24 protein-coding genes are annotated in these 26,132 nt (G+C 46.0%); 19 read left to right on the top strand and 5 right to left on the bottom strand.

Features of this window, described 5'->3' with window-relative positions; translation table 11 throughout:
- The first annotated feature begins 73 nt into the window (after positions 1 to 73).
- Positions 74 to 916, top strand: a complete 843-nt coding sequence (locus JI667_RS08295; RefSeq protein WP_206851972.1) for a YfkD famly protein — start codon at positions 74 to 76, stop codon at positions 914 to 916.
- 104 nt (positions 917 to 1,020) lie between these two features.
- Positions 1,021 to 1,194 carry a hypothetical protein gene (locus JI667_RS08290; protein ID WP_206851970.1) on the top strand — a complete coding sequence of 58 codons (174 nt, stop codon included), beginning with the start codon at positions 1,021 to 1,023 and terminating at the stop codon, positions 1,192 to 1,194.
- Between the two features lie 294 nt (positions 1,195 to 1,488).
- Here JI667_RS08290 and yfkAB read toward each other — a convergent pair whose 3' ends face one another.
- Positions 1,489 to 2,616 carry a radical SAM/CxCxxxxC motif protein YfkAB gene (gene yfkAB / locus JI667_RS08285; protein ID WP_244668255.1) on the bottom strand — a complete coding sequence of 376 codons (1,128 nt, stop codon included), beginning with the start codon at positions 2,614 to 2,616 and terminating at the stop codon, positions 1,489 to 1,491.
- A gap of 115 nt (positions 2,617 to 2,731) precedes the next feature.
- Here yfkAB and JI667_RS08280 point away from each other — a divergent pair, with 115 nt between their 5' ends.
- The 7 genes from JI667_RS08280 to rlmD all read left to right on the top strand — a co-directional run bounded on the left by JI667_RS08280 (position 2,732) and on the right by rlmD (position 9,387).
- Positions 2,732 to 2,914: an SE1561 family protein gene (locus JI667_RS08280; RefSeq protein ID WP_034761313.1), complete on the top strand. Its 183-nt coding sequence runs from the start codon at positions 2,732 to 2,734 to the stop codon at positions 2,912 to 2,914.
- A 219-nt stretch (positions 2,915 to 3,133) separates the two neighbouring features.
- Positions 3,134 to 3,580 carry a GNAT family N-acetyltransferase gene (locus JI667_RS08275; RefSeq protein ID WP_206851966.1) on the top strand — a complete coding sequence of 149 codons (447 nt, stop codon included), beginning with the start codon at positions 3,134 to 3,136 and terminating at the stop codon, positions 3,578 to 3,580.
- 84 nt (positions 3,581 to 3,664) lie between these two features.
- Complete coding sequence (locus tag JI667_RS08270; RefSeq protein WP_206851964.1) at positions 3,665 to 5,221, top strand: fumarate hydratase; 1,557 nt, start codon at positions 3,665 to 3,667, stop codon at positions 5,219 to 5,221.
- Positions 5,222 to 5,354: 133 nt separating this feature from the next.
- On the top strand, positions 5,355 to 5,927 hold the full coding sequence (locus tag JI667_RS08265) for a DUF4825 domain-containing protein (protein WP_206851962.1): 573 nt from the start codon (positions 5,355 to 5,357) through the stop codon (positions 5,925 to 5,927).
- 234 nt (positions 5,928 to 6,161) lie between these two features.
- Positions 6,162 to 6,935, top strand: coding sequence for a delta-lactam-biosynthetic de-N-acetylase (gene pdaA, locus JI667_RS08260; RefSeq protein WP_206851960.1), 774 nt, complete (start codon positions 6,162 to 6,164; stop codon positions 6,933 to 6,935).
- Positions 6,936 to 7,101: 166 nt separating this feature from the next.
- Positions 7,102 to 7,971: a DNA-3-methyladenine glycosylase family protein gene (locus tag JI667_RS08255; RefSeq protein WP_206851958.1), complete on the top strand. Its 870-nt coding sequence runs from the start codon at positions 7,102 to 7,104 to the stop codon at positions 7,969 to 7,971.
- A gap of 15 nt (positions 7,972 to 7,986) precedes the next feature.
- Positions 7,987 to 9,387 carry a 23S rRNA (uracil(1939)-C(5))-methyltransferase RlmD gene (rlmD, locus tag JI667_RS08250; RefSeq protein WP_206851956.1) on the top strand — a complete coding sequence of 467 codons (1,401 nt, stop codon included), beginning with the start codon at positions 7,987 to 7,989 and terminating at the stop codon, positions 9,385 to 9,387.
- Between the two features lie 370 nt (positions 9,388 to 9,757).
- Here the strand turns inward: rlmD and JI667_RS08245 are convergent, their stop codons facing one another.
- On the bottom strand, positions 9,758 to 11,608 hold the full coding sequence (locus tag JI667_RS08245; RefSeq protein ID WP_206851954.1) for a cation:proton antiporter: 1,851 nt from the start codon (positions 11,606 to 11,608) through the stop codon (positions 9,758 to 9,760).
- A 323-nt stretch (positions 11,609 to 11,931) separates the two neighbouring features.
- Between JI667_RS08245 and JI667_RS08240 the strand changes: the two genes are divergently transcribed.
- Positions 11,932 to 13,053: an NADH-dependent flavin oxidoreductase gene (locus JI667_RS08240; RefSeq protein WP_206851953.1), complete on the top strand. Its 1,122-nt coding sequence runs from the start codon at positions 11,932 to 11,934 to the stop codon at positions 13,051 to 13,053.
- Positions 13,054 to 13,098: 45 nt separating this feature from the next.
- Here the strand turns inward: JI667_RS08240 and JI667_RS08235 are convergent, their stop codons facing one another.
- Positions 13,099 to 13,872, bottom strand: a complete 774-nt coding sequence (locus JI667_RS08235; RefSeq protein ID WP_206851952.1) for a TerC family protein — start codon at positions 13,870 to 13,872, stop codon at positions 13,099 to 13,101.
- Between the two features lie 364 nt (positions 13,873 to 14,236).
- Here JI667_RS08235 and abc-f point away from each other — a divergent pair, with 364 nt between their 5' ends.
- From abc-f to JI667_RS08205, 6 genes are all read left to right on the top strand, one after another.
- Positions 14,237 to 15,868, top strand: a complete 1,632-nt coding sequence (gene abc-f / locus JI667_RS08230) for a ribosomal protection-like ABC-F family protein (RefSeq protein ID WP_206851951.1) — start codon at positions 14,237 to 14,239, stop codon at positions 15,866 to 15,868.
- Positions 15,869 to 16,006: 138 nt separating this feature from the next.
- The gene (locus tag JI667_RS08225; protein ID WP_206851950.1) at positions 16,007 to 16,450 is read left to right on the top strand and encodes a hypothetical protein; all 444 of its coding nucleotides are present in this window, start codon (positions 16,007 to 16,009) and stop codon (positions 16,448 to 16,450) included.
- Between the two features lie 515 nt (positions 16,451 to 16,965).
- Positions 16,966 to 18,528, top strand: a complete 1,563-nt coding sequence (locus tag JI667_RS23060) for a methyl-accepting chemotaxis protein (protein WP_306465452.1) — start codon at positions 16,966 to 16,968, stop codon at positions 18,526 to 18,528.
- A gap of 134 nt (positions 18,529 to 18,662) precedes the next feature.
- Positions 18,663 to 19,091 carry a DUF6526 family protein gene (locus JI667_RS08215; protein ID WP_206851948.1) on the top strand — a complete coding sequence of 143 codons (429 nt, stop codon included), beginning with the start codon at positions 18,663 to 18,665 and terminating at the stop codon, positions 19,089 to 19,091.
- 60 nt (positions 19,092 to 19,151) lie between these two features.
- Entirely contained in the window at positions 19,152 to 20,078 is a 927-nt protein-coding gene (locus tag JI667_RS08210) for an ABC transporter ATP-binding protein (protein WP_206851947.1), read from the top strand.
- On the top strand, positions 20,075 to 21,166 hold the full coding sequence (locus JI667_RS08205; protein WP_206851945.1) for an ABC transporter permease: 1,092 nt from the start codon (positions 20,075 to 20,077) through the stop codon (positions 21,164 to 21,166). The genes JI667_RS08210 and JI667_RS08205 overlap by 4 nt, the downstream gene beginning before the upstream one ends.
- Before the next feature lie 42 nt (positions 21,167 to 21,208).
- Here JI667_RS08205 and JI667_RS08200 read toward each other — a convergent pair whose 3' ends face one another.
- The gene (locus JI667_RS08200) at positions 21,209 to 21,826 is read right to left on the bottom strand and encodes a sterol desaturase family protein (RefSeq protein WP_206851944.1); all 618 of its coding nucleotides are present in this window, start codon (positions 21,824 to 21,826) and stop codon (positions 21,209 to 21,211) included.
- Positions 21,823 to 22,515 (bottom strand): GntR family transcriptional regulator, encoded by a 693-nt coding sequence (locus JI667_RS08195; RefSeq protein WP_206851935.1) that lies wholly within the window; start codon positions 22,513 to 22,515, stop codon positions 21,823 to 21,825. Before JI667_RS08195 ends, JI667_RS08200 begins: the two co-directional genes overlap by 4 nt.
- 320 nt (positions 22,516 to 22,835) lie before the next feature.
- Here JI667_RS08195 and JI667_RS08190 point away from each other — a divergent pair, with 320 nt between their 5' ends.
- The 3 genes from JI667_RS08190 to JI667_RS08180 all read left to right on the top strand — a co-directional run bounded on the left by JI667_RS08190 (position 22,836) and on the right by JI667_RS08180 (position 25,988).
- A complete protein-coding gene (locus JI667_RS08190; RefSeq protein ID WP_206851933.1) occupies positions 22,836 to 22,994 on the top strand; it encodes a hypothetical protein in 159 nt (52 codons plus the stop codon).
- Positions 22,995 to 23,130: 136 nt separating this feature from the next.
- Positions 23,131 to 23,583, top strand: a complete 453-nt coding sequence (locus JI667_RS08185; protein ID WP_206851931.1) for a MarR family winged helix-turn-helix transcriptional regulator — start codon at positions 23,131 to 23,133, stop codon at positions 23,581 to 23,583.
- On the top strand, positions 23,580 to 25,988 hold the full coding sequence (locus JI667_RS08180) for an MMPL family transporter (RefSeq protein ID WP_206851929.1): 2,409 nt from the start codon (positions 23,580 to 23,582) through the stop codon (positions 25,986 to 25,988). Before JI667_RS08185 ends, JI667_RS08180 begins: the two co-directional genes overlap by 4 nt.
- Positions 25,989 to 26,132: the final 144 nt, after the last annotated feature.

Here is a 26,132-nt window from a genome sequence, read left to right as displayed (position 1 = left end):
TTTGGGATAAGGTAATGGTTCTAGGAAAAACTAACGGCAAACCCTTAAGCTAAGATTGAAAGGAGTCACAATCATGAAACTAATGCGCACTGCTCTTATGGTCATTCTCGCATTTTTCGTTGCCACTACTGGGATTCATGCTGCAAATAGTCCCAAAAAAGAAAGTAAACCAAAAACGGAGAAAACTCCACAGTCAGTGGAGGATACCTCTATAAAGGTCCCGAACTCAGTATTGAATATCGCCAAGGAAAATACGTATCCGAACTCCACACAGGATCAGCCGTATCTTCAACCGAGCGAATGGAGTCAGGAATTAATCGAAACCTCTAATGTGAGAATCGAAAATCCGAATCTGATCCGCATGTTGAACGAATCCACCGTCAATAAAGCACCGACGATCGGACTTCGTGCCACGATCTATCTCGGGGAATGGCCGCTGAACTATGCATCAACGGAAACATCTCCAAACTGGGAGTATCAAAAGGTGAATACGAATTACTTTGATAACCGCGGAGGAAAGAATAATTACCAAATTCACTACGTCCAGGAAGCACAGAAGGTTGTAAAAGGTGGACTAACGGCAAAGGTTCCACATGCTGATGATGTAGAAAAAATGATGCTCATCAAAGCCATGGATAAATCCAAGCTGCCTCTTGCTTTCCAAACCATCGTCGGGGCAGGGACGAAGAAGGATCAGGTATACAATATCTCACCTAAACGACTTGGTTACTTATATGCTTACGCCCCGGCCATCAATGAAAAAGGAAAAGTGACGTACGGGGAAGTCTACCTCGTCATGAAAGGAACCAAACGCTCCATCATCGTCAAAAACGTTACGTCTCAAGGAGTCGGCGCCTGGATTCCAGTTCAGGATCACGTCCATTTTGGCTTCATGGCCAGTGAGACACCAAGATAAAGGTTTAAAGAAGAGTGAAATGGGGTAAAACTTATTTCACTCTTTTATTATTTTCTTCAATATGTTATAATAATTAGAATATTCAGAATTAAAGGAGAGATACAATGAATTATTTACTTATTTTTGGAGGTCTATTAATCGCTTTCATCACATTACGTGTATGGTTCGGAGCGAGAAGAGCCAAGATCTATGCTGAAATCAAAAAACAAAAATACAATGTCATGGATCCGGCAATGGAAAAAATCACCACCAAACAAGACCGCGAACCCATCGGATAAAAAACACCTCGGATGGACATCCGTGGTGTTTTTTATGAGGAGATAGAGTTGAGGGACGGACCTTAATTTTAGAGGTGGAAAGCCTGAAGAATAAGGGTTTAAAGATGTATTTAGAGGGACGGACCTCCCGTAGAGATAGTGTGGAACCGGGACCAGGTTTATCATTTGGCACGAGTTTGGTTGCAAGAGGCACAAGTTCCCTGAAGGAAAGAGAAATTGTTCTCCAAGGGTACGACCGTACCTCAGCTATCAAAAAAGCCCAAATCTACTACAGATTTGAGCCTCCACCTTCCTTTACCGAGAAATCTTCGCTTCACGCTTCGAAAAGTCTACATCCTGATAATACATCGACTTTACAAGCACGTTTGGTCCAAGGCAGCGGGCCATTGGACAGTGGCAGTTCAGTTCTTTCGCTAAGGGCTGCTCCTTCCATTTTTCAAAAATGTCCGGTAGCGTATCGTTTATGATATTTCCAAGTGGCGGGGTGTCGCCAAAGTCCGTGACGATGACGTCTCCGGTAAAGATGTTAACGTTCAGACGGGAACGGCCGTCCGGGTCATTTCGTACGCTCACCTTCTTTGCCGAATATAGTTCCTTCAGAAAATCCAGATCTTCTCGTGAAGAGCTGCACGGATAGAAAGGTAGAGTCCCGAACAGCATCCACACATTCTCATCGCGAAACGCAAGAATATCACGGATGGCTTCACGTGTTTCCTCCAACGTAAGGGTTTCCAGGCTCGAAGCAAAGTCCGATGGATACATCGGGTGAATTTCATGACGACCGCAATTCATTTCGTCGACTACCTGCCGGTGGATTTTTTCCAGGTACGGCAGAGTGTTTTTATTTAACATGGTTTCCGCTGAAACAAGCACTCCGCGTTCGGACAATGCACGGCTGTTGTCAATCATGCGGTCAAATAGTTTCCTGCGCTGATCCCTCGTTGGTTTCCGCTCCATATTGGCAAATCCGACATCGATGAATTCATCGATCGTTCCCCAGTTATGGGAGATGTGCAGAACATCGAGGTACGGGGCGATCATCAAATAGCGGTCAAGGTCCAGGGTCAAGTTCGAATTGATCTGGGTATGTACGCCCCTGGAATGTGCATACTTGAGTAAGGGAAGTACATAATGTTCTACGGATTTCTTGGACATCATCGGCTCCCCGCCGGTAATACTAAGGGAACGGAGCGTCTTGATATCATCAAGTTTTCCAAGGATCAGTTCAATGGGCAGGGCACTCGGGTCCTTCGGTGACAGGGTGTAACCGACGGCGCAGTGCTCGCATCTCATATTGCAGAGCGTGGTGGTGGTGAATTCGATATTGGAAAGGGTGATATCACCATGCTCATCCACGTCTAAGTAAGCCTCCCAAGGATCATGGTCGATGGACATTTTCTTGGAGAGAGGTTCAGTTTTCATTCGTAAAAGCTCCTTTATGATTAAGTCACTCATCCATTATTGAGAAAGGGCCAGCCCTTGTCAATCGCAAAGTTATTGGTTACCATAGTAAACGTATTGAAAGGAGAGAGAACTGTTGGGTAAAGCTATCAATGATAAAGACTCACAAGTAAGCTATCTGAAACAACGCCTGAATCTGTTCGTCGACGTTCTGGACTCTATCGACCCCGAACAAGCGGACATTGACGATATCGATCGCCTGATCGCCATGATCGATGATATAGAAGTGAAATGCGAGCAATTTAAGAAGAGTGAGTAGGAGTCCTTTCTGGGGCTCTTATTTTTTTGAGGGACGGACCTTGGTGTGGGAAGTCAGTATTTCTCGTTTTTAGCAGAATGGTCGATAAATCCCCAAAACGGTCGATCCCCCCTATCTTCCATCCTATTCACCACCAAAGGCAGGAATGCACAAGCAGGATTTCCCCATCATTATGTCTAACTTTTAATACAACACTATTTATTAAAGGAGCGACACCCCATGATCATCACACCCATCGAAAAACATCAAAGCGAGCAGGCGAAACATGTGATCCTCTCAGGATTTCTCGAACGTTTTGGATTCATCGATCACACCCTTAATCCCGATATACATGATATTTCACTCGAATATGACGGCACGCAGCATCATTTTTTTGTAGGAAAAGAGAAGAACAAGATCATCTGTACAGGTGCGATCAGAAAAGAGTCACATCACACCTATCAAATCGTCCGGATGTCTGTTCTATCCTCCTACAGAAAACGTGGACTCGGCCGTATCATGCTCCAGCATCTCGAAGACAAAGCACGATTTCTTGGCGCTCACAGACTCATTCTCGAAACAAACAAACAGTGGGCGGACGCCATCCAATTTTATAAAAATAACGGGTTTACTTATATGGAAGAAGACGAGATTTCTTGTTATTTCGAGAAGGAAATTCCATTGTGAAATCCCTTTCAATCTCATTCTTATAGGAGTATAATGATGAATGAAAATTACGACTGTTATTGAGATCTTTAGAGGGGGAGAACGATGAATAAAGAGACATTACAGCAAAGTATGTATGATTTGATTGTGGAAACGTCCACGAACCTGCCAAGGGATGTACGACGTGCAATCCGCTCGGCGAAAGCCCGTGAGAACGCAGGAACCCGTTCAGCGATGAGTCTGGACACCATTTCAAACAACGTAAAGATGGCGGATGACAATGTATCGCCGATTTGTCAGGATACAGGTCTTCCTACTTTTAAAATAAAAACACCGGTCGGCGTAAATCAGCTTGAAATGAAAGAAGCGATTTATGCCGCCATGGTACAAGCAACGAAAGACGGAAAGCTCCGTCCGAACTCTGTAGATTCACTAACTGGTGCGAACTCAGGGGACAATCTTGGTCTTGGGACGCCTGTCATCAAGTTCGAACAGTGGGATAAGGATTATATCGATGCGCGCCTGATCTTAAAAGGCGGCGGTTGTGAAAATAAAAACATTCAGTACAGCCTTCCGTGTGAGCTTGAAGGACTGGGCCGTGCAGGACGTGACCTTGATGGGATTCGTAAATGCGTGATGCATTCGGTGTATCAGGCACAGGGACAGGGCTGCAGCGCCGGGTTCATCGGCGTTGGAATCGGTGGAGATCGTTCTTCCGGATATGATCTGGCAAAAGAACAACTATTCCGTTCCGTTGAGGATGTGAATCCGAACGAAGATCTTCGTAAACTGGAAGAGTATGTGATGGAAAATGCCAACGAGCTTGGAATCGGAACAATGGGATTCGGTGGTGAAACGACGCTGCTGGGCTGTAAGGTCGGAGTCATGAATCGTATCCCAGCAAGCTTCTTCGTATCCGTCGCGTATAACTGCTGGGCGTTCCGTCGTTTAGGCGTGAAGTTGGATGTGACATCAGGCGGCATCGACGAGTGGTTCTATCAGGAAGGCGACAAGATCGACCTGACTCAAGGTTCAGTTGCTGAGCTCGAAACGGCAGCGGCAAGTTCTGGTGAACAGCCAAATGTAGTGGTTCTTGAAGCACCGATTACGGAAGAAAAAATCCGTGAACTGAAAGTGGGAGACGTCGTTCATATCAACGGCCGCATGTATACTGGCCGTGACGCGATCCACAAGCATCTGAGTGAAAATGACGCTCCCGTTGATCTGGACGGACAAATCATTTACCATTGCGGACCGGTTATGCTGAAGGACGATAAAGGAAACTGGCATGTGAAGGCAGCGGGCCCGACGACGTCCATTCGTGAGGAACCTTATCAAGGCGATATCATGAAGCGTTTCGGCATCCGCGCCGTCATCGGAAAAGGCGGTATGGGACCGAAAACCCTTGCTGCTTTGAAAGATCACGGCGGTGTTTATCTGAATGCCATCGGTGGAGCAGCTCAGTATTACGCTGATTGTATCAAAGGTGTAGACGGAGTTGACCTGATGCAATTCGGTATTCCGGAAGCGATGTGGCACCTGAATGTAGAAGGATTTACGGCTGTTGTGACGATGGATTCTCATGGCAACAGCCTTCATGAAGAAGTCGATAAATCTTCTTTGGAAAAACTGGCTCAGTTTAAGGAAAAAGTGTTTAAATAAGTTGAAAGTACCACCTCGTACAGGCTGCGGGGTGGTTTTTCTTATGGGTGATTATGTTAATATAGGTGGAGAAATGAAACTTGAAAGGACGTTCATCCGTATAACATACAAACAGAAGAGCTGGAGGATTAGTATGATATTCAATAAACTATTTGGCATGTTGATTCTAACCTTGATGATCTTATTGACCGGGTGTGCCGCGAATCCTGAAAAAGATGCGGATATCACTTCCATTGACGATGTAAAACTGGATATTTTAAAAGAAAATAGCGGAACCTATGTAGGAGATAACTCCAAAGTACAGGCCATTCTGCAAGAGCTTCCCGGTGGCGAGACAATCAAGGAGATCGACCTTTCCGGTGAAATGGTGAAGGTAACATACGGCTATGAGAAAGAAGGGAAGCTATCTGAAAGCGATGTGAATGAGTACTGGTTCGATGGCACCAACGTCAATCGGAAAAATTTCTACTACAACGCAATTTATCTGACCCTTCTCGTTCCCAATGCAAAAGAATATCACTTCACCGTGGACGAATCCATGGTATCCGTGTCCAGGGACAAAATGGTCGCAGGTATGTCCAAACAATTCAGCGACTTTCCAAAGGGGGAAAACATCTGGGACAAAAAAGCTGTCTCCACCTTCATCGACGAACATGAAGGCAAACTGACCGAAATGGCCACGAAATATCAAACGTTTTTTGAATAGAGGGACGGACCTTCAATGGTGGAAGAAAGAGAAAGTGCCGCAACGACCGTTAATATTGCCGCCACAAACACTAAAAGTACAGGGACAAACGATTAAACTGCCTCAACCGGCGAGAAAACCATCATTCATGAACAGAATTTTCATACGCCATCCCATTTATGGATACTATTAGTACACATGAATCCTTCGACTTCTCAAAAACTATAGGAAACGGAAGTGAAAGAAGGGTTCAACTTGCGAAAATCACTAAAAGTGTTCATAATAGCGGCAATCTTAGTATTGCTCATACCGGCCGAGGCTTATGCAGTATCCAATAATCCGATCGGCTGGGGATTCAAAAAGAGTCAAAATGAAGAACAGCCGGAAGCGGGAGCAGCATATGACCAGCTCCTTGAGAAGTACGATGCCTTTTATAAAGGCTCACCGGATAAAAAAGTACTTTATGTCACATTCGACAACGGGTATGAAAATGGCTATACGGGAAAGATCCTCAATGTCCTGAAACAGGAAAAAGTACCAGCCACGTTCTTCGTGACCGGGCATTATCTGCTGAGTGCCGAGGACCTCGTCAAGCGGATGGTGAAAGAAGGACATATCATCGGAAACCATTCCTGGCATCACCCGGACTTCACGGCAAGCTCTGATCAGAAGATCCGGGAAGAGCTTGAAAAAGTGAAAGTGAAAACGAAAGAATTGACTGGACAGAAAGAAATGAAGTATCTGCGTCCGCCAAGAGGCGTATTCTCTGAACGCACGCTCCAGATTGCCAAAGAAGAAGGCTACACACACGTCTTCTGGTCACTCGCGTTCATCGACTGGAAGACCGATCAGCAAAAAGGATGGCAGTACTCCTATGACAATATCATGGCCCAGGCCCATCCCGGTGCCATCATCCTCTTGCACTCCGTCTCAAAAGACAACGCGGACGCACTGGAGAAAGCCATACAGGACCTTAAAAAACGGGGCTACATATTCAAAAGCCTCGACGAGCATCCAATGATGAAATAAGAGGGACGGACCTGCATTCCTAGGACTTGGTCCTAGGAATCGAGGTCCGTCCCTAAAATATATTCGTTTCAAATGAGGGGGGGATCTTTTAAAGGTCCGTCCCTCTTCTGTTAAAGGAGTATGTGCTATAATACACATACAAGTTTTGTGCGGGGGGTTGAGGTTAATGGCAGTTAGGAATGTTAAGATTGAGGGTCCGTATGATTTTGACCGGGTTCTGGAGCGGTTGGCGCTGGATCCGTTGAATGCTGTGGACCAGGCTGACAGAAGTGTGAAGGTGCCGTATTATCTTCCAAGTGGGAAGGGTGAGGTCATCGGGGTACAGGCAACAGGTACGACGGATGAGCCTGAGTTCAGCATCACTTTTGAAAACGAAGAGAATCTGAATGAGAAGCATAAGCGTATTTCTGACATATTCCAATGGCAAACCGGTCTCCACGATATGCACACGCATTTTCTTGAAACCGACCTGAAGCCGATTTTTGAGGAGCATGTGGGAACACCGCTGGTTCTGGAGTTCGATCCCTTTGCCACCATCATCAAAAGCATCATCCATCAGCAGCTGAACCTGAAGTTCGCTTTTACTCTGACCCATCGTTTTGTCACGACCTATGGCTGGGAAAAGGACGGAGTCTGGTTCTACCCATCTCCGGAGGATCTATCAGCCCTCACTGTGGAGGAACTGCGGGAACTGCAGTTCAGTCAGCGAAAAGCGGAGTATGTGATAGGAGTCGGGGAAAAGGTGTCGAGTGGAGAACTCGATTTAGCTAAGATCGCCAAGCAAACGGATGAAGAAGTCATCAAAGAACTCACAAAAATCCGCGGGATCGGACCATGGACGGCCCAAAGCTTTCTGTTATTCGGACTCGGCCGCCCAAACCTATTCCCGAAAGCGGACATCGGCATCCAGAACGCCATCAAGAAATTATTTCAGATGGAAGAGAAACCGACCATGGACGAGCTGGACGAATTCAGCGCATCCTGGCATCCTTATTTAAGCTATGCATCCCTGTATTTATGGAGAAGTATCGAATAGAACGGACGTGAATCAATGAAAAAGCAATACGTAAAAAAAACACAACACAATGAAGTGAAAATCGAGCTGAAACAGCAGTTTCCTCTGACCATAAAGAAAATCGGCATCAACGGGGAAGGAGTCGGGTTCTTTAAGCGAAAAATCGTTTTCGTACCGGGAGCCCTCACAGGGGAAGAAGTGGTCGTCGAAGTGACCAAAGTCCATCCGAAATTCACCGAAGCCCGTATCAAAAAGATCCGGAAGAAGTCACCAGAGCGCGTGAAAGCGCCATGTCCTGTCTATGAACAATGCGGAGGCTGCCAACTTCAGCATCTATCCTATGAAGGACAGCTTGACGCGAAACGTGACATCCTTCTTCAATCCCTTGAGCGCCACACGAAGCTCAATCTAGAAGACTTGGATATCCGACCGACAATTGGCATGGACAACCCATGGCATTACCGGAACAAAAGCCAGTTCCAGGTGGGAACGCAAAACGGTAAAGCCATCGCAGGTTTATACAGCATGAATTCCAACAAACTTATCGACATTGATGAGTGTATCGTCCAGCACCCGCTCACAAACAAAGTGACAACGGAGATTAAGCGCATCATCAACGATTTCAACATCCCGGTCTTCGATGATAAAAAGAAGAAGCCGATCCTGAAAACGATTGTAACACGTGTCGGATTCGAAACGGGGGAAGTACAGGTGGTACTCGTCACCTCTGAAAAGAAAATCCCACGCAAGGAATTGCTGATCAATGAGATCCAGAAACGTCTTCCCGAAGTCGTTTCCATTGCTCAAAACATCAATCCGAAGAAAACGGCCCTTGTATTTGGGGACGAAACGGTCCACCTGTCAGGTAAAGAAAGCATTGAAGAACGTCTGGACGAATTCACGTACGAGCTATCCGCCCGTGCCTTCTTCCAGCTGAACCCGATCCAGACGAGTAAGCTCTACAATGAAGCGAAAAAAGCAGCTGCCCTTACAGGTGAAGAAAAAGTCGTCGATGCCTACTGTGGTGTCGGTACCATCGGGTTATGGCTTGCAGACGGAGCGAAAGAAATCCGCGGAATGGACGTCATCAAAGAAGGAATCAATGATGCGAAAAAAAATGCGGAGAAATTCGGTGTGAGTCATGCCGAATACTTCGTCGGGGGTGCCGAGACTCTCATGCCAAAATGGAAAAACGAAGGCTGGCGTCCGGACGTCGTCGTGGTCGATCCACCGAGGACGGGGTGCGACCACAAGCTTCTCGATACGTTGAAAGAAGTGAAACCTAAGACATTCGTATATGTATCGTGCAACCCGTCGACGCTTGCGAAAGACATTGATTATCTGAAGAAGCAGTATCGTGTAAAGTACTTGCAGCCGGTGGATATGTTCCCGCAGACGGCACATGTCGAGTGCGTGGCGTTGATGGAGTTGAAATAGCGGGGTTTCAATGGGTTTAGTGGATTTTGATGAATACTGAAGTATGTTTAATGTTCCCTCGGACTTTTGGTTCGGGGGATTTTTTTGACCCCCGAGGAGACCCATGGATGAGCCTGCGAAAAGCATAGCACCTGGAGCTCGAATCAATAGCCTGGTTTACCATAGCTTTAATTTTAAAAGGGAAGCCATGTCTATTGTCATACAATTTGAAAACATTATAAGCTGTGATTTTATTTGTCGAGGCATTTTTAATTGAGGAAATATGGTTTCAATTCATGTTGAAGGGAGCTCCATCGAAATCTATGATTTAGTTGGATAGATTTACAGTCATTTCAACAAATTCTGCAATCATTAAGAGAGTGTTGGTGGATTAATCCACCAACACCACAAGCTGATCCCCCTCTTCAAGATTGAGTTTTCCTTTTAGTGTGATAAAAAAGATGTTCCCATTTTTGTTTTTGATACATAGTGGTGTTCCTTTAAATGATTGTTCTTTATGGGGGAAGGTTTCCTTCTTTTGAATTTCAATGGTTTGAATGGTATGTCCAATATTCACTTTTTTATTTAATTTTGGAAACGTTGCGTCTTCTTGAAATAGCAAATGGTTTTTCACAAAAGGCGGAAATTCTCTATTTTCCAGTACACTTTTTTCGATAGGTAATGTAAATGTATTATTATAGCCGAATTTAGGGATATAGGATTGACATACAAGTGCATTATAAGCAGCGTCACCCGTCATCGCTAAAATCGTTTGATAAGGAGTAGTGTCGATATCGAAGTCGCTTTGCTCAGAGAGGATTTCACCATGGTATGTAGCGATTCCTAATTTCTTTGCTTGGTTTAAACGATCTTCGGATGTATCTGTTAGTAGGACTGATGTCCCCATTTGTTTCAGATGATTGGCAAAGGCAATGCAAAAGCTACTGGCTCCGACTATTAATACACCCGAAGAGTTGGCATTGGCTAATCCCATTTTTCGTGCCAGTGGTCCTATTGAAAAACCATGAGCACAAACTGTAATAAATACTAACGCTAAAGTAAGAGATGTTAAAATAGTAGCATGTTGATAACCATCTGCAATTAATAGCTCCGCAAAATATCCAGAAACCGTTAAGGCAACAATTCCTCTTGGGGCAATCCATCCGACAAGTGCTTTTTCTTGTAACGTAAGCTCGGTTCCAATGGTTGAAATTCCAATGGATAATGGACGGATAAACAATAGCATGACTAGTACAAAGCTGATAATGGGCCAAGTGAAAATCTCGAAAACGGTCTCTCTCGTTAAAGAAGCTGTAAGCAAAATAAAAACAGTTGAAGTTAGCATAACTGAAATATTCTCCATAAAATGACCGATACTACCAATGGAGTGGACATATTTTTTGGTGCGTGCTAACGAAAGCCCCATTACGGTTACAGCAAGCATCCCCGTTTCATGCATTATGACTTCACCGATCATAAAACAGATTAACACAAAACAAAGGACAATAGGTGATTTAAGATATTCTGGAATCAATCCTTTGCCCACAAGAACACTGACTAATATTCCAATGACGTATCCAATGATAATGGCTAAAAGCGAGTCGACAAAGAAAGGAATAAAATCAGTAAAATGGAAGGAATCCTGAGAAGTAATTTGTATAATCTCATAAGCAAATAACGCAAGCAATGGACCGACGGGGTCCACGATAATTCCTTCCCATTTCAACACCGAAGAGACTCGTGGCTTTAATTTCGCTTGTCGTAACATAGGAATAATAACGGTAGGTCCTGTTACAACAAAAAGTCCGCCGATGATAAAAGAAATTTCGAGACTGAGTCCTGCAATGAAATGAGCGGCCAATGAACCACCAATCCAAGCTATAAAAGCACCAACCGTTACGATTCGAAAAACCGATTTTGAAATTCCTTTTAGTTCACGGATATCCAGGCTTGTACTACCCTCAAATAAAATCATTGCAACAGCAAGAGAGATGATGGGACTATAGAAACTTCCAAGTGCTGCTTGTGGGTTAATAACTCTTGAAATAGGACCAATCAGTAGTCCCGCTATCGACATAATGACAATGGACGGCCACTGAATTCGCCACGCCAGCCACTGTGAGAAAATACCGAGTGCAATGACTATTACAATACTAAAAAGAGCAAATTCCTGTTCGATCACGTTCACCTTCTTTAATCTTTGTATATACCATTTTTTATAAACTTGAAAATGTATATGCATACAGTATATCAATTATATAAGAAACAACCCAAATTCCAGAACAGCAGAAAAGGTTAAACGTATTACTGAACATCTTTGTGGGAATGTTGGTTTCTTCTTTTGCTACTCTCTTTAGTTACCTGTTTAACGAACGAATGGAAATTGGTATAAGAATAAAGATCGGTGGTCGAATTGAAATTATTAATGGATGCAAACTGGGGCTCCCTCGAAAATCGAGGGAGGCCCATTTTAGATTTTGCGGACACATCCTCCAAGCAGATGTCTGTTCAAATAGCTAAACATCTATTAAGATTTCCTTTGAACAACTACAAGGAGGCAAAATCATGAACAATAAATATAAAGAGTTATTAACACCATATACATTTAAAAACGGAGTCGAGTTAAAAAACCGCATCATCATGGCACCGATGACGAATTTTTCATCGGATGAGAAAGGCAATGTCACGGATGCAGAAGTTGCCTACTATGAGAGGCGTTCAAAAGATGTGAGCATGGTAATCACCGCCTGCACCTATGTCACGCCTGACGGAAAAGGATTCCCGGGTGAGTTTGGCGGAGATACGGATGAAATGATCCCGAGCCTTGAACGTTTGGCAAAGGGAATCAAGGATCAGGGTGCAAAAGCCGTCCTCCAGATTTTCCACGGAGGAGTTCAATGCCCACCTGATCTTGTTCCAGACGGAGACGTTGTGAGCGCAAGTGATGTAATGGGTGAAAATGACGAGAAGAAAGCCAGAGCCTTAACAGAAGAAGAGATCGAGAATATCATAGGTGCGTTCGGTGAGACGACCCGCCGTGCGATTGAAGCGGGTTATGACGGCGTGGAGATTCATGGAGCGAATGGATATCTGATCCATCAATTCTTTTCACCGATGACGAATCAGAGAGAAGACCGTTTCGGCGGCAATCTTGAGAACCGTATGACCTTCCCCCTTGCCATCGTGGATAAGGTGAAGAGCGTGGTCGCCGAGCATGCCGATCCATCTTTCCTCGTTGGATATCGTTTCTCACCAGAAGAACCTGAAGAGGATGGATTCACGATGGGGGAGACCCTGACTCTCGTGGATGCCCTTGCAGATAAAGACTTAGATTATCTTCATGTCTCCTTGTTCGACTTCTTCTCGAAGCCAAGAAAAGGCGTGGATGACCTGGAGAAAGCGAGGATCGACTATCTGCTGGAAACCATCGGTGACCGTACACCTCTCATCGGGGTAGGTTCAATTTATTCTGCGGATGATGCCGTTCAAGCATTCGGGTCAGGCGTTCCTTTACTCGCCCTCGGCCGCGAACTGATCATCGATCCTGATTGGCTCAAGAAGATCAAAGAAGGAAGAGAAGATGAAATCGTGACGGAGCTTGACAAAGGGAATCAGGAAGAATTGGTCGTCCCGGATCCGTTATGGAATGCGATCATGAACGCCCCGGGCTGGTTCCCGGGAGTATAAAGACATAAAGAAGCGTCCTGTGATTTGTTCACAGGACGTTTTCTTTTAAACCGAACTTTGCTTGGATCCTTTATTACCAGGAGCAAACCAACCCAACAGGGCGATCCCGACAAGAACACCGTAGAAAATCAGGGTCCATACGGTACTGTGTGGGAAATCATGATCAAGAACTCCGATATCCTCATGGGCAAGAGTGATGACGGCAAGTTTCACTCCGACCCAGGCAACAATGGCATAAGCCGTCGTTTCCAGTGCAGGTCGCTTTTCGAGCAGCTGGACGAACCAGGTTGCCGCATATTTAATCAGGATCAGTCCTGCAATTCCGCCAAGAACGACCACGATGAATTGTCCACCGTCCATACCTCCGAAATCCCCCAGTGGAGAGTCGGGCAGACCGAGGGCAAGGGCGACAGCGGCGAGGATGGAATCGATGGCAAAGGCAAGGTCTGCCAGGGCGATTTTCCCAACCGTCGGCCAGAATCCTTTACCCGCTGCTTCTTCTTCCGTTTCTTCCTGATTATTCTTATTTTCTTTTCCGAACTTCGCTTTGATGACATGTTTGAGACCGAGATACAGCAGGTAAGCTGCACCGATCGCCTGGATCTGCCAGACATTTGCGATGAACGAAATGGCAAAAAGGGCCACAAATCTGAAGGCGAATGCCAGGAAGATTCCATACTTTATGGCTTTCTTCTTTTCATCCTCTGATAAATGTTTTGCAATCACGGCAAGGACAAGGGCATTGTCAGCCGATAACAAGCCCTCCAGGCCGATGAGGACTAATAATGTCCATCCATATTCCAACCAAATCGAATCCACTTGCAACTCTCCCATCTACCATATAGGCAAAATTAGTTCTTACGCTTATCTTACCACTTATTTTCCATATGATACGATTCAAAAAGGGCTTTGCATCCCCCTAGAGTTTCATGATATAGTAAATTTACTAAATATGACAGGAGTGATGGGTGGACGATGAAGAACTAATCTTATTTTCGAGACGTTTGAAATTCCATATTTCAAATTAACTTAAAATAGGATTAGTCTGCCCATTTTTATATGCGTTTTTAGCTATTGAACGATTGATAGCTTTCTTTGTGTACGTGACCGGTACGGCTAATCCTTCCAGAACCAATGGGAGGATTTTTTTGTTCTCCCTTTTTCAAAGAGAGGGGAAGATACGATGAAAGAAATATTGAAATTATTGAATGTACGGTATGAATTAATGGACCATACCATATTTGAAAAGGTGAATGGCAGGGTGCAGGAGGGGGACGTCATCGGGATCATCGGGAATAACGGTGCCGGAAAGTCGACCTTACTGCAATTAATCGCAGGTGAACGGACACCAATGGAAGGACAGATCCAATGGCTTCACTCTGATGTGACGATCACCATGGTAGAGCAGGAAACCGAAACCCATTCCTCAGAAGGAATGAATCCAACCCAAGCTGCTTTGATGGAAAAATGGCAAGTTCCCAGTCAAGAATTTCAGCAGTTGAGCGGCGGAGAAAAACTGAAAGCGAGGCTTGCCAAGGGTTTCTCAGAGAGAGCGGACCTTCTCTTATTGGATGAACCGACGAATCACCTGGATCGACAGAGTCTGGAGCTACTGACTAGACAGATTAAAGAGTATAAAGGCACCATTCTCCTTGTCTCACATGACCGATATTTCCTCGATGAAGCTGTGACGAAAATATGGTCCATCGAAGGGAAGAAGTTGATTGAGCATAAAGGTAATTATTCCAGCTACATGGAAGCGCGCAAAGAGCGCAGGTTGACTCAACAACGGGAGTATGAAAAACAGCAGAAAATGGTGGAGCGAATTGAGAACCAGATGAAAGAACTCTCATCCTGGTCCGCAAAAGCCCACGCCCAGTCCACGAAACAGGAAGGGTATAAGGAACATTACCGTGTCAAAGCAAAACGTACGGACAGCCAGGTCAAATCCAAGCAAAAACGTCTGGAAAGAGAACTGGAAAAAACAAAAGTAGAAGCAGTCGAAAAGGAACACAGCGTCCGCTTCTCCATCCAATCCACCCATAAAACGGGGAAACGGTTCCTTGAAGTAAAGACACTGAAGAAATCATTCGAGGGACGGACCTTATTTGAAAACGCAAATTTCACCATCCAGCATGGTGAAAAGGTATCAATCCTTGGACCGAACGGAAGCGGAAAAACGACACTGCTGAAGATCATCATGGGAATAGAACCCACAGAAGGCGACGTATGGATGTCACCATCCGCCAATATCGGTTACCTGACCCAGGAAGTGTTCGATCTGCCACTAGACCAGACGCCGGGAGAGCTCTTCCATAAAGAAACCTATGAAGAGCGAGGGAAGGTTCAGACACTCATGAACCATCTCGGATTCCAGACGTCTCATTGGCATTCCCCGATCCGAAACATGAGCATGGGGGAACGGGTGAAGGTCAAACTGATGAAGTACATTCTCGAAGAAAGGGACGTATTGATCCTCGATGAACCGACTAACCACCTGGATCTCGCTTCCCGGGAGCAGCTGGAGGAAACCCTGTCCGATTACAACGGAACCTTGATCCTCGTATCCCATGACCGTTATTTTCTTGAAAAAACGACGGGGATCAAGCTTGTCATGGAAAAAGGCACCATAGAGAAACAGCTGGATGAGCCGCTAGCAAAACGGGATGACAAGGAAGAGGAGCGGATGAAGCTCGAGACGGACAGACAGGAAGTATTGGGGCGACTGAGTTTCATGATGCCGGGTGATGAAGGCTATGCAGAGCTTGACGGAAAGTTTAGCGAATTAACTAAACGAATCAATGAACTGAAGTAGCAAAAATGACAAATAAGCATCCAATCAACATCGGATGCAATGTCTAAAACGAATATTCGATACGAAAAGTGTTTTCAAATTATTTCCAATTCCACTATACTGAAGAAGTACACGAATATGATAGGAGATGAGGATATAGTGAGGAAAATGACTTTTATGTTTATTGCCGGCTCTCTACTCTTTACCGGTTGTTCTAATACAGAACAGGCCGATGCGTACACCATGGAAGTAGCGACGGATAACGGAGACACGCTGGTGGATGAAGAAGGCGAGGTATCGAACCTCGAACAACTGCTGCGATTCGTAGACGGAGTGGAGGAAAAGAAAGAATCCGACGTAACGGTATCGAACTTTTTCAACAATCAGGTCAGTATCAATGAAATGTCATTCGATGGAAATGAAGTCCACTATGTGTTAAAGACCGGGACCGGGGAAGAAAAGAGTCAGGCGGTATGCGAAGGAATTGAAGAAAAGAGTGGGTTCATCTCGTTGCAGGGGTGTGACGGGGAAGAGAACGCCATCGGGATCGTTCAAGTATCGGAATACCAGATAAATAAAGCCAGGGCTTTAATGAAAGACTAAAAAGCCCAGCAACGGTGCTTCTTGAATGTTTCTCTACCTTCTTGATTTTTCAGAGAAACTATAAAGGGGATTTAGTTAAACCAACTCAAGAAGGAAAAGAGATCGCCTGTGAATTCGTCCATAACGGAATGAAAGGATCCCGCCAAAGGATAATGATATGAAACCTGGTGCAGAAGGCGCACGTCCACATTAAAAATAGGAATAAATATCTCCTCCAATCTCTAAAAAATAGAGATTGATCACCGATAATATAGTTAATGAATAGTGTCCAGGGCATCTATGCTGAGATCATCTGCAGGAGCTGTTCATCATTTATGGGGGGATAAACGGTGAATATAAAAAAAGGACGGATAAATACATTAAGAGCTTTCTTGACTTCGGTATTCGTTATCGTGATCGGGGTATTATCGATCATAAGTGGTGTATTAATCTATTTGACTTCTAATCAATCGGTTTATGAGACCATTAGTCAGAATACGATTCTTGATGCAGAGAGAATCACCGCAGAAATAGATATGGAGAAGTATGAACGGTTCCTGAATAATCCTGTGAAAGATGATACTTATACAGAACTTCGGGAATTACTGAACGAGTATCGTGAAAAAACCGGGGCCATGTATGTGTATACTCTTCAGGTCAATGAAAAAAAGGTAGAGATTATGGTGGATGGGTTGTCATCAAATGAAGAGGCGGTTCCTGTCGGAGAACCGACAACGGCCACCACATATGAAGATGTAGCTCCTGCTCTTGAAGGGGGAGTGAATAGTACAGATATCGTTCGAGATCCTGAGTACGGTGATTATCTGTCAACTTTTGTTCCCATTAAAGGGAGTGACGGGAAGGTGATCGGTGTCCTTGGCGTAGACATGGATGCCAAGGAAGTGGGAGCAATCAATCAAGAAGTCTTGTCTTCATCACTCCCATTATTTCTCGGAATCTTCCTAGTGGTGTTCATGCTGGTAGTAATAGGCATCTACTATTATTTAGGTAAGCGGCTGAAGCCCCTTTCACAATTGAGTCAGGTGGCATTGTCCATTAAAGAGGGGAATGTGACTCAAGCGAAACAACAGTTAAAGGGAATAGATAATAAGTATAAGGATGAAATTGTAGGATTGACCCAATCCATGGATAAGATGACGGAATCTCTCGGCGAAGTGCTAAATGGAATCCGAGTTGCTTCGACGAATGTAGGCCGGCAGGGGGAAGTGTTAAGAACGACATCAGATGAAGTGTCCGAAGGCTCTTCCCAAATTGCTGTCACCATGGAAGAAATGGCATCTGGTGCAGAATCCCAAGCTCAGCTATCAACAGACATGTTAGTGGATATGGAAGAATTCACGTTCTTGATCAACGAGTCAAGAAACAAGGGAGAGCATCTAATGGACGCTTCTTTAAAAGTGGAGAAAAACACTCAAATGGGAGCCCGGCTCATGAAAAATTCAATCGATCAAATGGAACATATTTATGAAGTCGTAAACAACTCGGTGAATAAGGTTCAAACCCTCGAATCACAAACCAATGAAGTCACGTCTCTGGTCACATTGATCAGTCAGATCGCGGATCAAACGAACTTGCTGGCATTGAATGCAGCCATTGAAGCAGCGAGGGCGGGAGAACAGGGTAAAGGCTTTGCGGTGGTGGCCGATGAGGTTCGGAAGCTGGCTGAAAGCGTTTCGAAATCTGTCAAGAGCATACATGATATCGTGAACAATGTGAGGAGCAATTCAAATGAAATGGCTCATATTCTCTTAAATGGATTGGAAGTGGTGGAGAACGGCCGCAGGAATTTAAATGAAACGGGTGTCGCATTCGGGGATATATCCATGACCCTCTCGGATATGAACGGACTTGTGGAAACGGTGAGCATCCAACTGGAGAAGGTACAGTCAAAACAAGTCAGCATGAAGGAGTCCATTGAACAAATAGCTGCCATCTCAGAGGAGAATGCGGCAGGTATAGAGCAGGTTTCGGCTTCCACCCAACAAATGAGCGGTTCTACAGAAGAAATGAATCGTTTCGTTGAAGAGTTGGTCAAGATGTCGGAAGAACTGAGGGGCTTGAATAATAAGTTTAACTGACAGAATCACCCGTAAAAGATTGCATAAAAGAACACACTCCTGAATATCCTTTCAAGGTGTGTTCTTTTAGTTCCGTCCCACTATTTAATGATGTTCTGTTATATAATAAATCAATAACCCCCCAGGAGGTACACATGAAACAGCAAAACTATGAAAATCACAGCAAGGTTGATCCCGTCTTCCATGTAGGGATTGCCCTGTCTGCCCTTATCACTCTCATTTTGACAATCACGTTTTTCGTAAAGAATGTGGGAGACGAAACCCTGCTCAGCTTTTTAGTTCTCGTGGCGGTGATCACCATCATCCTCATCGGAGTGAGGCTCCGCACGTATGCCCTTCAGGTTCAGGACCGCGTCATCCGTGCAGAAGAGAATTTCCGTTATTACCGTTTAACGGGGAATGAGCTGGATAGCAATCTATCTCTGAAGCAGATCATCGCTCTCCGGTTCGCGCCGGATGAAGAGTTGACAACCTTAGTCGAAAAGACATTGACGGAAAGCTTATCGCCTAGTGACATTAAAAAAGCTGTACAAAATTGGCGTGCAGATCATCATCGAGTATAAACAACAGGAATTGGACCGCTCATTCATGGGCGGTTACGTTTTTTTAAAAGGAGGCTCGTTATGCCGAATGAAGTCATGGTAGATGTTAAAGATTTAGTGAAAAGATATGGTTCCTTTACGGCGGTGAAGGGAGTCCGCTTTCAGGTGGAGAAGGGGGAGATCTTCGGTTTGCTTGGACCCAATGGGGCAGGAAAGACGACGACGATCGAGATGCTCGTCGGGCTCCGGAAGCCTGACGCGGGGACGGCAAGCTTAGCGGGCTTTGACGTACGGAAAGATGTGAATAAAGTGAAGGAAGTGATTGGGGTTCAGCTTCAGTCGACTTCGCTGTTTGAACTCCTCAAGGTGGAGGAGATCCTCCATTTGTATGCGAGCTTTTATCCGAAGAATGTGGATATCGATGAATTGATCGAGGATATGCTGCTGACCGAAAAAAGGAAGGACCGGATCAAGGGATTGTCCGGCGGGCAGAAGCAGCGTCTGGCAATTGCCCTCGCACTGATCCATGATCCGAATATCGTCTTTCTCGATGAACCGACGACGGGACTGGATCCACAGGCACGAAGGACGCTGTGGGATATTGTTCTCAGACTGAAGGAGCGGGGGAAGACGGTCATCCTGTCGACTCACTACATGGATGAAGCCCACGTGCTTTGTGACCGGATCGGCATTATGGATCAGGGGGAGCTGATTGCCCTTGATACGCCGACGAATCTTGTGAAAACATTGCAGTCAACGAGTACGATCGAGTTTCATCTGGACAATCCTCCTGAACAGGAGTGGTTTATGAAAATGGATGGGGTGGAGGACGTGGCCATCAAGGATACCTTCGTCCAGTTGTATACAGATGAGTTACAAATAGCGTTGACCTCACTCATCACTCTGTCGACTGAGCACGTCTTGAAAATCGAGGACCTTCAGACCCGTCAGGCAACACTCGAGGATGTCTTCATTCATATGACAGGAAGGAGGCTGCGGGAATCATGAAAGCGTATTGGCAGCTGACACTGGCACAGTTACGGATTTTTGCACGAAACAAGCAAGTTATATTCTTTACCCTGCTCTTCCCGGTGATCCTCATGGTAGCGCTGGGTTCATTCGCTGGAGGGGGGGATTCCGTTTCACTTACTGTCGGGATGATCGATAGCGATCAAACGGATGCCTCAAATGAATTAAAGAACGTATTTAATGAGAATGAAGGATTCAACACATCTTCATTCGATAACGTCAAAGCCGGGAAGCAAGCCGTGAAAAATGGCGATATCCAGCTTCTGATCGAAATCCCGGCAGGATACGGTGAAAACGTGAAAGCAAGGGAAGAGCCGTTTTCGATTCCCGTATACTATAACGAAAAGAACCTGGCCACCGCGGAGCTAGGGATTACGGTTGTGAATGGGATCATCGATCAATACAGTAAGGACCTTGTCGATTACAAGCCTGTCGTGACGGTGGAAAAAGTCGGGATCGAAGCGTTGAACATTCGCTATGTGGATTTCCTTGTTCCCGGTATCGTCGCCATGATGATCATGAGCAACAATATGAACGGGGTGGCCGGTCAGATCTCCGCATGGCGGGAACGCGGGATCCTCCGCCGCATGCAGGGGACGAGACTGAAGGCATCTACCTTCATCGCGGCCCAGATCACGGCGCGCCTGATGCTGAACGGGACGCAGGCACTCCTTGTCGTACTGATTGCCGATCTCATTTTTGACATCAATGTAGCGGGCTCGTGGCTTGCGATGATCTTCTTTATCATCCTTGGGACCCTGGCGTTCATGTCTCTCGGCTTCATCATTGCCGGGATGGCGAAGAACCCGGAAAGTGCGGGACCGATTGCAGGTTTCGTGACGTTCCCAATGCTGTTTCTCGGCGGGGTGTTCTTCCCGATCAACGATATGCCGGACATCATCCAGCCCATTGTGAAAGTGCTGCCGATTGCTCACCTCAGTTCAGCGCTCCGGGAGACGATGAATCTCGAGACGCCGTTTTGGGAGCTTGGAACAGAGACGCTGATTCTTGGAGCGTGGCTCGTCGGCGGGTTTGCCATTGCCAGTTATGTGTTTAAGTGGGAATAGAAGAAAAAGGTCCGATCGGTTCAAACCCGATTGGGCTTTTTTCTATGCCCTCTTCTCCAAATCCTTTGCCGTCTCGCTCATCTCCACGTCATCCCCTTCTTTGTAGGTCCCGAACAACACATCAACAAATGGAGTGGACACTCCGTACCAATAATTCTCATTTTTATAATGATGAAGAATATGCGTCTTTTTGAGCCAGCGGCCGAACCGTGTTTTCGGCTTCATTGGCCGGTGAGCGATATAGTGCTTCCATTCGTATACAAAGAACATGAAGAGGACCCCGGTGGTGAACGCAAGGGTAAAGGACATCGAGCCGGTTTTGAAGTAAAACAACAGGCACAGGACAAACAGGTTGGGTGCACTGTACCAGATCGGCAGAAAGAGGAGCTTCAGGTCATTCGGTTTTTTGTGATGATCATAATGCAGGCGTTTAATTAAATTCAGTAAAAAAGGGTTCTTCGGTGACTTGATGTGGAAGAGAAAGCGGTGGGTGAGGTATTCGCTGAACATGTAGGTGACAATCCCTGCGGCAAAAAATAATAGACTGAACAGGGAAAGCTCCATCGTGAACAAAAAGCCAAGTACCACAAGAAAAATGCCCATCATGATCAAAATGTCTAAGTGTAAAAAGAAATCCCGATACAATCGATTCTCCTTCATTTCTCCATGCCTCCATCCATTTTTTGTTTCCATAGCCTAATGCTTGTTTCCATCATGTCCCGGATGGTTTGCCCGGCTTGTTGGATGTCACCGGCCAATATCCAATCCAGAAGTCTGTGGTAATAGTCACGTGAAGCAGTCCTATGTTCAGGTTCCGAGAAGTATTTCTCTGCCATCCTGATATAAATATCCTTAAAGCTGTTCAGGATCAAGAGGTAAATGGGGTTCGGCGACAGCATGGCAACCCCGTGCTGGATCTGCCAGTCGAATTCCGCATAGGCATTGGTTTCGTCCGGTATGTCCTCGAACGGGGCAAAGAGGGAAACGACTTTCAGCCTGCCGTTCTCCAAGGCATCCATGAAATAAGCCGGGGTAATCGAGATCCGCAGCTGTAGCATATGGATGATGAATTCATCTGGAATCTCCTCTTCGTGTTGAAGGATCGTGACGATCGTCATCAAGTTCCCCTGCTTCCAGTAATCATTCACGACAGCGGGCATCCCCTTGCGGCTGGTGATCCAGCCGTCACGTTCCAGGCGCTGGAGGGCTTCTCTGATGGTGGGGCGACCGACTTTATAATGGGCAGCGAGATCCCTTTCCGATTGAAGGGAGTCATGGATCTCAAGAGCTCCTGCCAAAATGGATCGGGTAATGTCCCGTGCGATGAGATCCGAAGAGCGTTCTTTCATTTTGATACCTCCTGATTGGTAATACCAATTTTAATTATGGTAATACCATTATATGATTCCGATCAATATATTTGTCAATAAATTCTGGAAAATAGTGCGTTCCTTTTTAACATTAGAGATAATGAGGGAAAAGCGTGGAGGGAGCCGATGAGAAAGGTCATAATGGCTATAGCCATCATATGTGTATCCATGAGCGGTTGTGGTCAGGGGGATGATCAAGACGCAAATCCCGTAATCAAAACTGCTTATGATTCTCTTTCACGGTCAGAAAAGCATGAAATAAAAGGGGACTGGAAAATGCGACCCTGAAAGAGGGGACTGTGAATCACCAAATGGGTGTCTTAAAGGATCATCATTATGATGGGAAACAAACGTATATCATCGTTTTCTATACGGGAAACAATCATTCACTGGGAGATATTGATGTGTACGTTTCAAAAGACAAACTGAAAGTGATCGGGAAAGGATACCGGGACTAAAAGAACCTTGGGCTGCGGAGAAGTGAACGACAGTCCGAGGTTTTTTTATTTGTACATTTTCATCTTATTACTTGACTCCGTATAGTTGCCCCCCTAAACTATAAAATAGCGATATTTAGTTTAGGGGGTCAACTAGTTGGATAAGCGGTTAATCGAAGCAGTCGAGCTGTTCGAGGATGTCATGGTATTCGGGACAGAGCGGGTGCTGAAGAATGTAAAGGCAGAGGTGTGGCAGGAGTATTCACCGGAGCAGATCCAGATGCTGAAGCTAGTCAGTAAGAATGGACCGATTCCTGCCGGGATGATCGCAGAGCTTCAGTGTGTTCATAAGAGTGCGGTTTCCAACCGTCTGAAGAAGCTCGAGGAGAAGAATCTGATTGAAATCGTCAAGGCTGAAGGGGATCAGCGTTCCAAACTCGTCTGTCTGACCGATGAAGGTCATAAGGTCGTGGCGGAGTCGGATCAAGCGGTCTATACCTATATTGAAGCTTTATTCGCCGATCAGGTGAAGGATGAAGAGTTGGATCAATTCCTCACCATGTTCCGGAAAATCAAAACCATTTTAAAATTGGAGGGTGAAAAAGGATGAAATCCATTATCAAATTCAAGTGGCCGATTACGATTGGTCTGCTCATCATAACGGCATTATTATTTGTCATCTCACCGAACCTCACAAAACAGGCAGAGGAAGCGGGTACGTTCCAGCTTCCGGATGATGCAGCATCGAAGAAAGCGATGGAAATGCTGAATGATGCCGGTGCCGGGGATGAAACGATCTCCGTGGTGTACTCACTGGATGAAACATTGACGGATTCGGCGAAGAAAGACATTGCGTCGAATGTAGAGGAAATGAAGAAGCTTGGAGATCCGGTCAGTTCGGTCCTCGATCCGTTTGAAAGCGAGGAACTGGAAAACCAGCTCGTCTCGGAAGACAGAAAGACTGTCCTCGTGCCCATCACGGTCGATGGGTCACAGGAGGAAGTCGTAGATTTGGCGGACTCTATAAAATCAGATATTCTCAAAGGAGAGTCATCTGTGTACTTGACGGGGGAAGCCATCATCAATAACGATGTGAATCTGAGCGCACAGGAAGGATTGAAGCGGACGGAAATCATTACGGTCGTGCTGATTTTTGCTCTCTTGCTCGCCGTGTTCCGTTCCATCGTGACACCTCTGATTCCCCTTGTAGCGGTAGGGATCACGTATTTGCTGAGTCAATCGATCGTGGCCTTTTTCATTGACTGGTTCGGTTTTCCTGTTTCGAACTACACTCAAATCTTCCTTGTCGCCATCCTGTTCGGGATCGGGACGGATTATTGCATCCTGCTGTTGAGCCGTTTCAAGGAAGAACTGGGAGCGGGTCAGCCCATCAATGAGGCGATTATCCGTACGTATAAGACAGCGGGGCGGACACTTTACATAAGCGGGCTCGCCGTGTTCATCGGGTTCTTTGCCATCGGGTTTGCCGATTTCCCAATCTTTAAATCAGCCGTGGCCGTAGCGGTCGGAATTGCGGTCCTCCTTCTGGTCTTGAGCACGGTTATGCCGTTCTTCATGGCCACATTGAAGGAAAAGCTTTTCTGGCCTTCAAAAAAATCCGTTTCTCACAATGACAGTAAATTATGGGCGTGGATGGGCAAGCTTTCCGTCAATCGACCCCTGCTGTCCATGGCAGTAGTGGCGATCATCACAGTTCCATTGTTGTTCACCTATGACGATGCCCTTTCATTCAACACGGTAGATGAAATAGGAGACAGCTATGATTCAGTCAAAGGTCTTCAAGCGATTGAAGACGGATTTGGTCAAGGGGATTCCCTGCCGGTGCAGGTCCTGCTTTCAAGCGATGAGAAGCTTGTGACCGAGGATACGGTCCCTTATGTTGAAAAGTTGAGCCGAGAGCTTGCGAAAGTCGACGGCGTGAAGAGCGTCCGCTCCATCACACGACCTGCCGGGGACGCGATTGAAGAATTCAATGCGGACTATCAGCTCGGAAAGATTGCTGAAGGGGTCGATCAGGCGGCAAATGGTCTCGACCAGGCTGTAAAAGGACTAAGCCAGCAAGCAGCCATGGCCGGGCAGGGTCAGGCACCTCAATCAGGGGCGCCGAATCCATTGGATGGCCTGAACCAGATCACAGATGGATTGAACCAGGCAGGTGATCAGCTCCAGGGGATGAGCGACAGTCAAACCATCCGGGATACGGGCTTGTATCTCCCACCCGGTACTCTAGATAATAAAGACTTTGCCCAAGTGATCGACCGTTACTCTTTTAAAGACGAACAAGGGATGAAGCTCGAGGTCATCCTGTCCGATAATCCGTATTCACCGGAAGCCATCGACACCGTTGAGCGCATCAATGAAACAACCGAACGTGTGATCAAGGATTCGCCACTCGAAGATAGTGAAGTTGCCATCGGAGGGGTCTCGAGCATCAACCGCGACCTGAGTGAAATCTCAACGAGTGATTTCACCCAAACCGTGACGATCATGCTCATCAGTCTGTTCGTCGTCCTGGCAATCCTGTTCCGTTCTTTCATCATGCCGCTTTACATGATCGGATCCCTGCTTCTGACATACTTCACGTCTGTGGCCGTAGCCGAGTGGATCTTCGTGGAGGGGCTTGGATATGACGGCATCAGCTGGGCCGTGCCGTTCTTCGGATTCGTCATGCTTGTGGCCCTTGGGGTCGACTACTCGATCTTCCTCATGGATCGTTTCCGTGAACAATCGGCAGAAGGGATGACGGTGACAGACGCCATCAAAGCATCCATGGCGAAGATGGGAACGGTCATCATCACCGCAGCCATCATCCTCGCAGGAACATTCGGGGCCATGGTGCCATCGGGGGTTCTGAGTCTTGTGCAGATCGCGACGATTGTCATCACAGGGCTGCTCCTGTACGGACTGATCGTACTGCCGTTGCTGATCCCGGCGATGACGGTATCATTCGGCAATGGGGTCTGGTGGCCGTTCAGAGCAAAGAGAGAGAAGTAGATTAGTAGAAGCCCGCTCTGATGGATGGAGCGGGCTTCCTTTAGAAAAGCTCATTTGTACTTTGACGAAGAGTCTAATAGAATAAAAAAATGTGAAATTTGAAGTACCTAGTGAACGAACCATTAATAGGCGGAATTATCAGAA

Origin of the sequence: Bacillus sp. NTK074B, assembly GCF_017303375.1 — a bacterium.
Lineage (GTDB): Bacteria > Bacillota > Bacilli > Bacillales > Bacillaceae_B > Rossellomorea.
The sequence above is the reverse complement of the archived record's forward strand: the minus strand, read 5'-3'. Positions and strand labels throughout refer to the sequence as shown.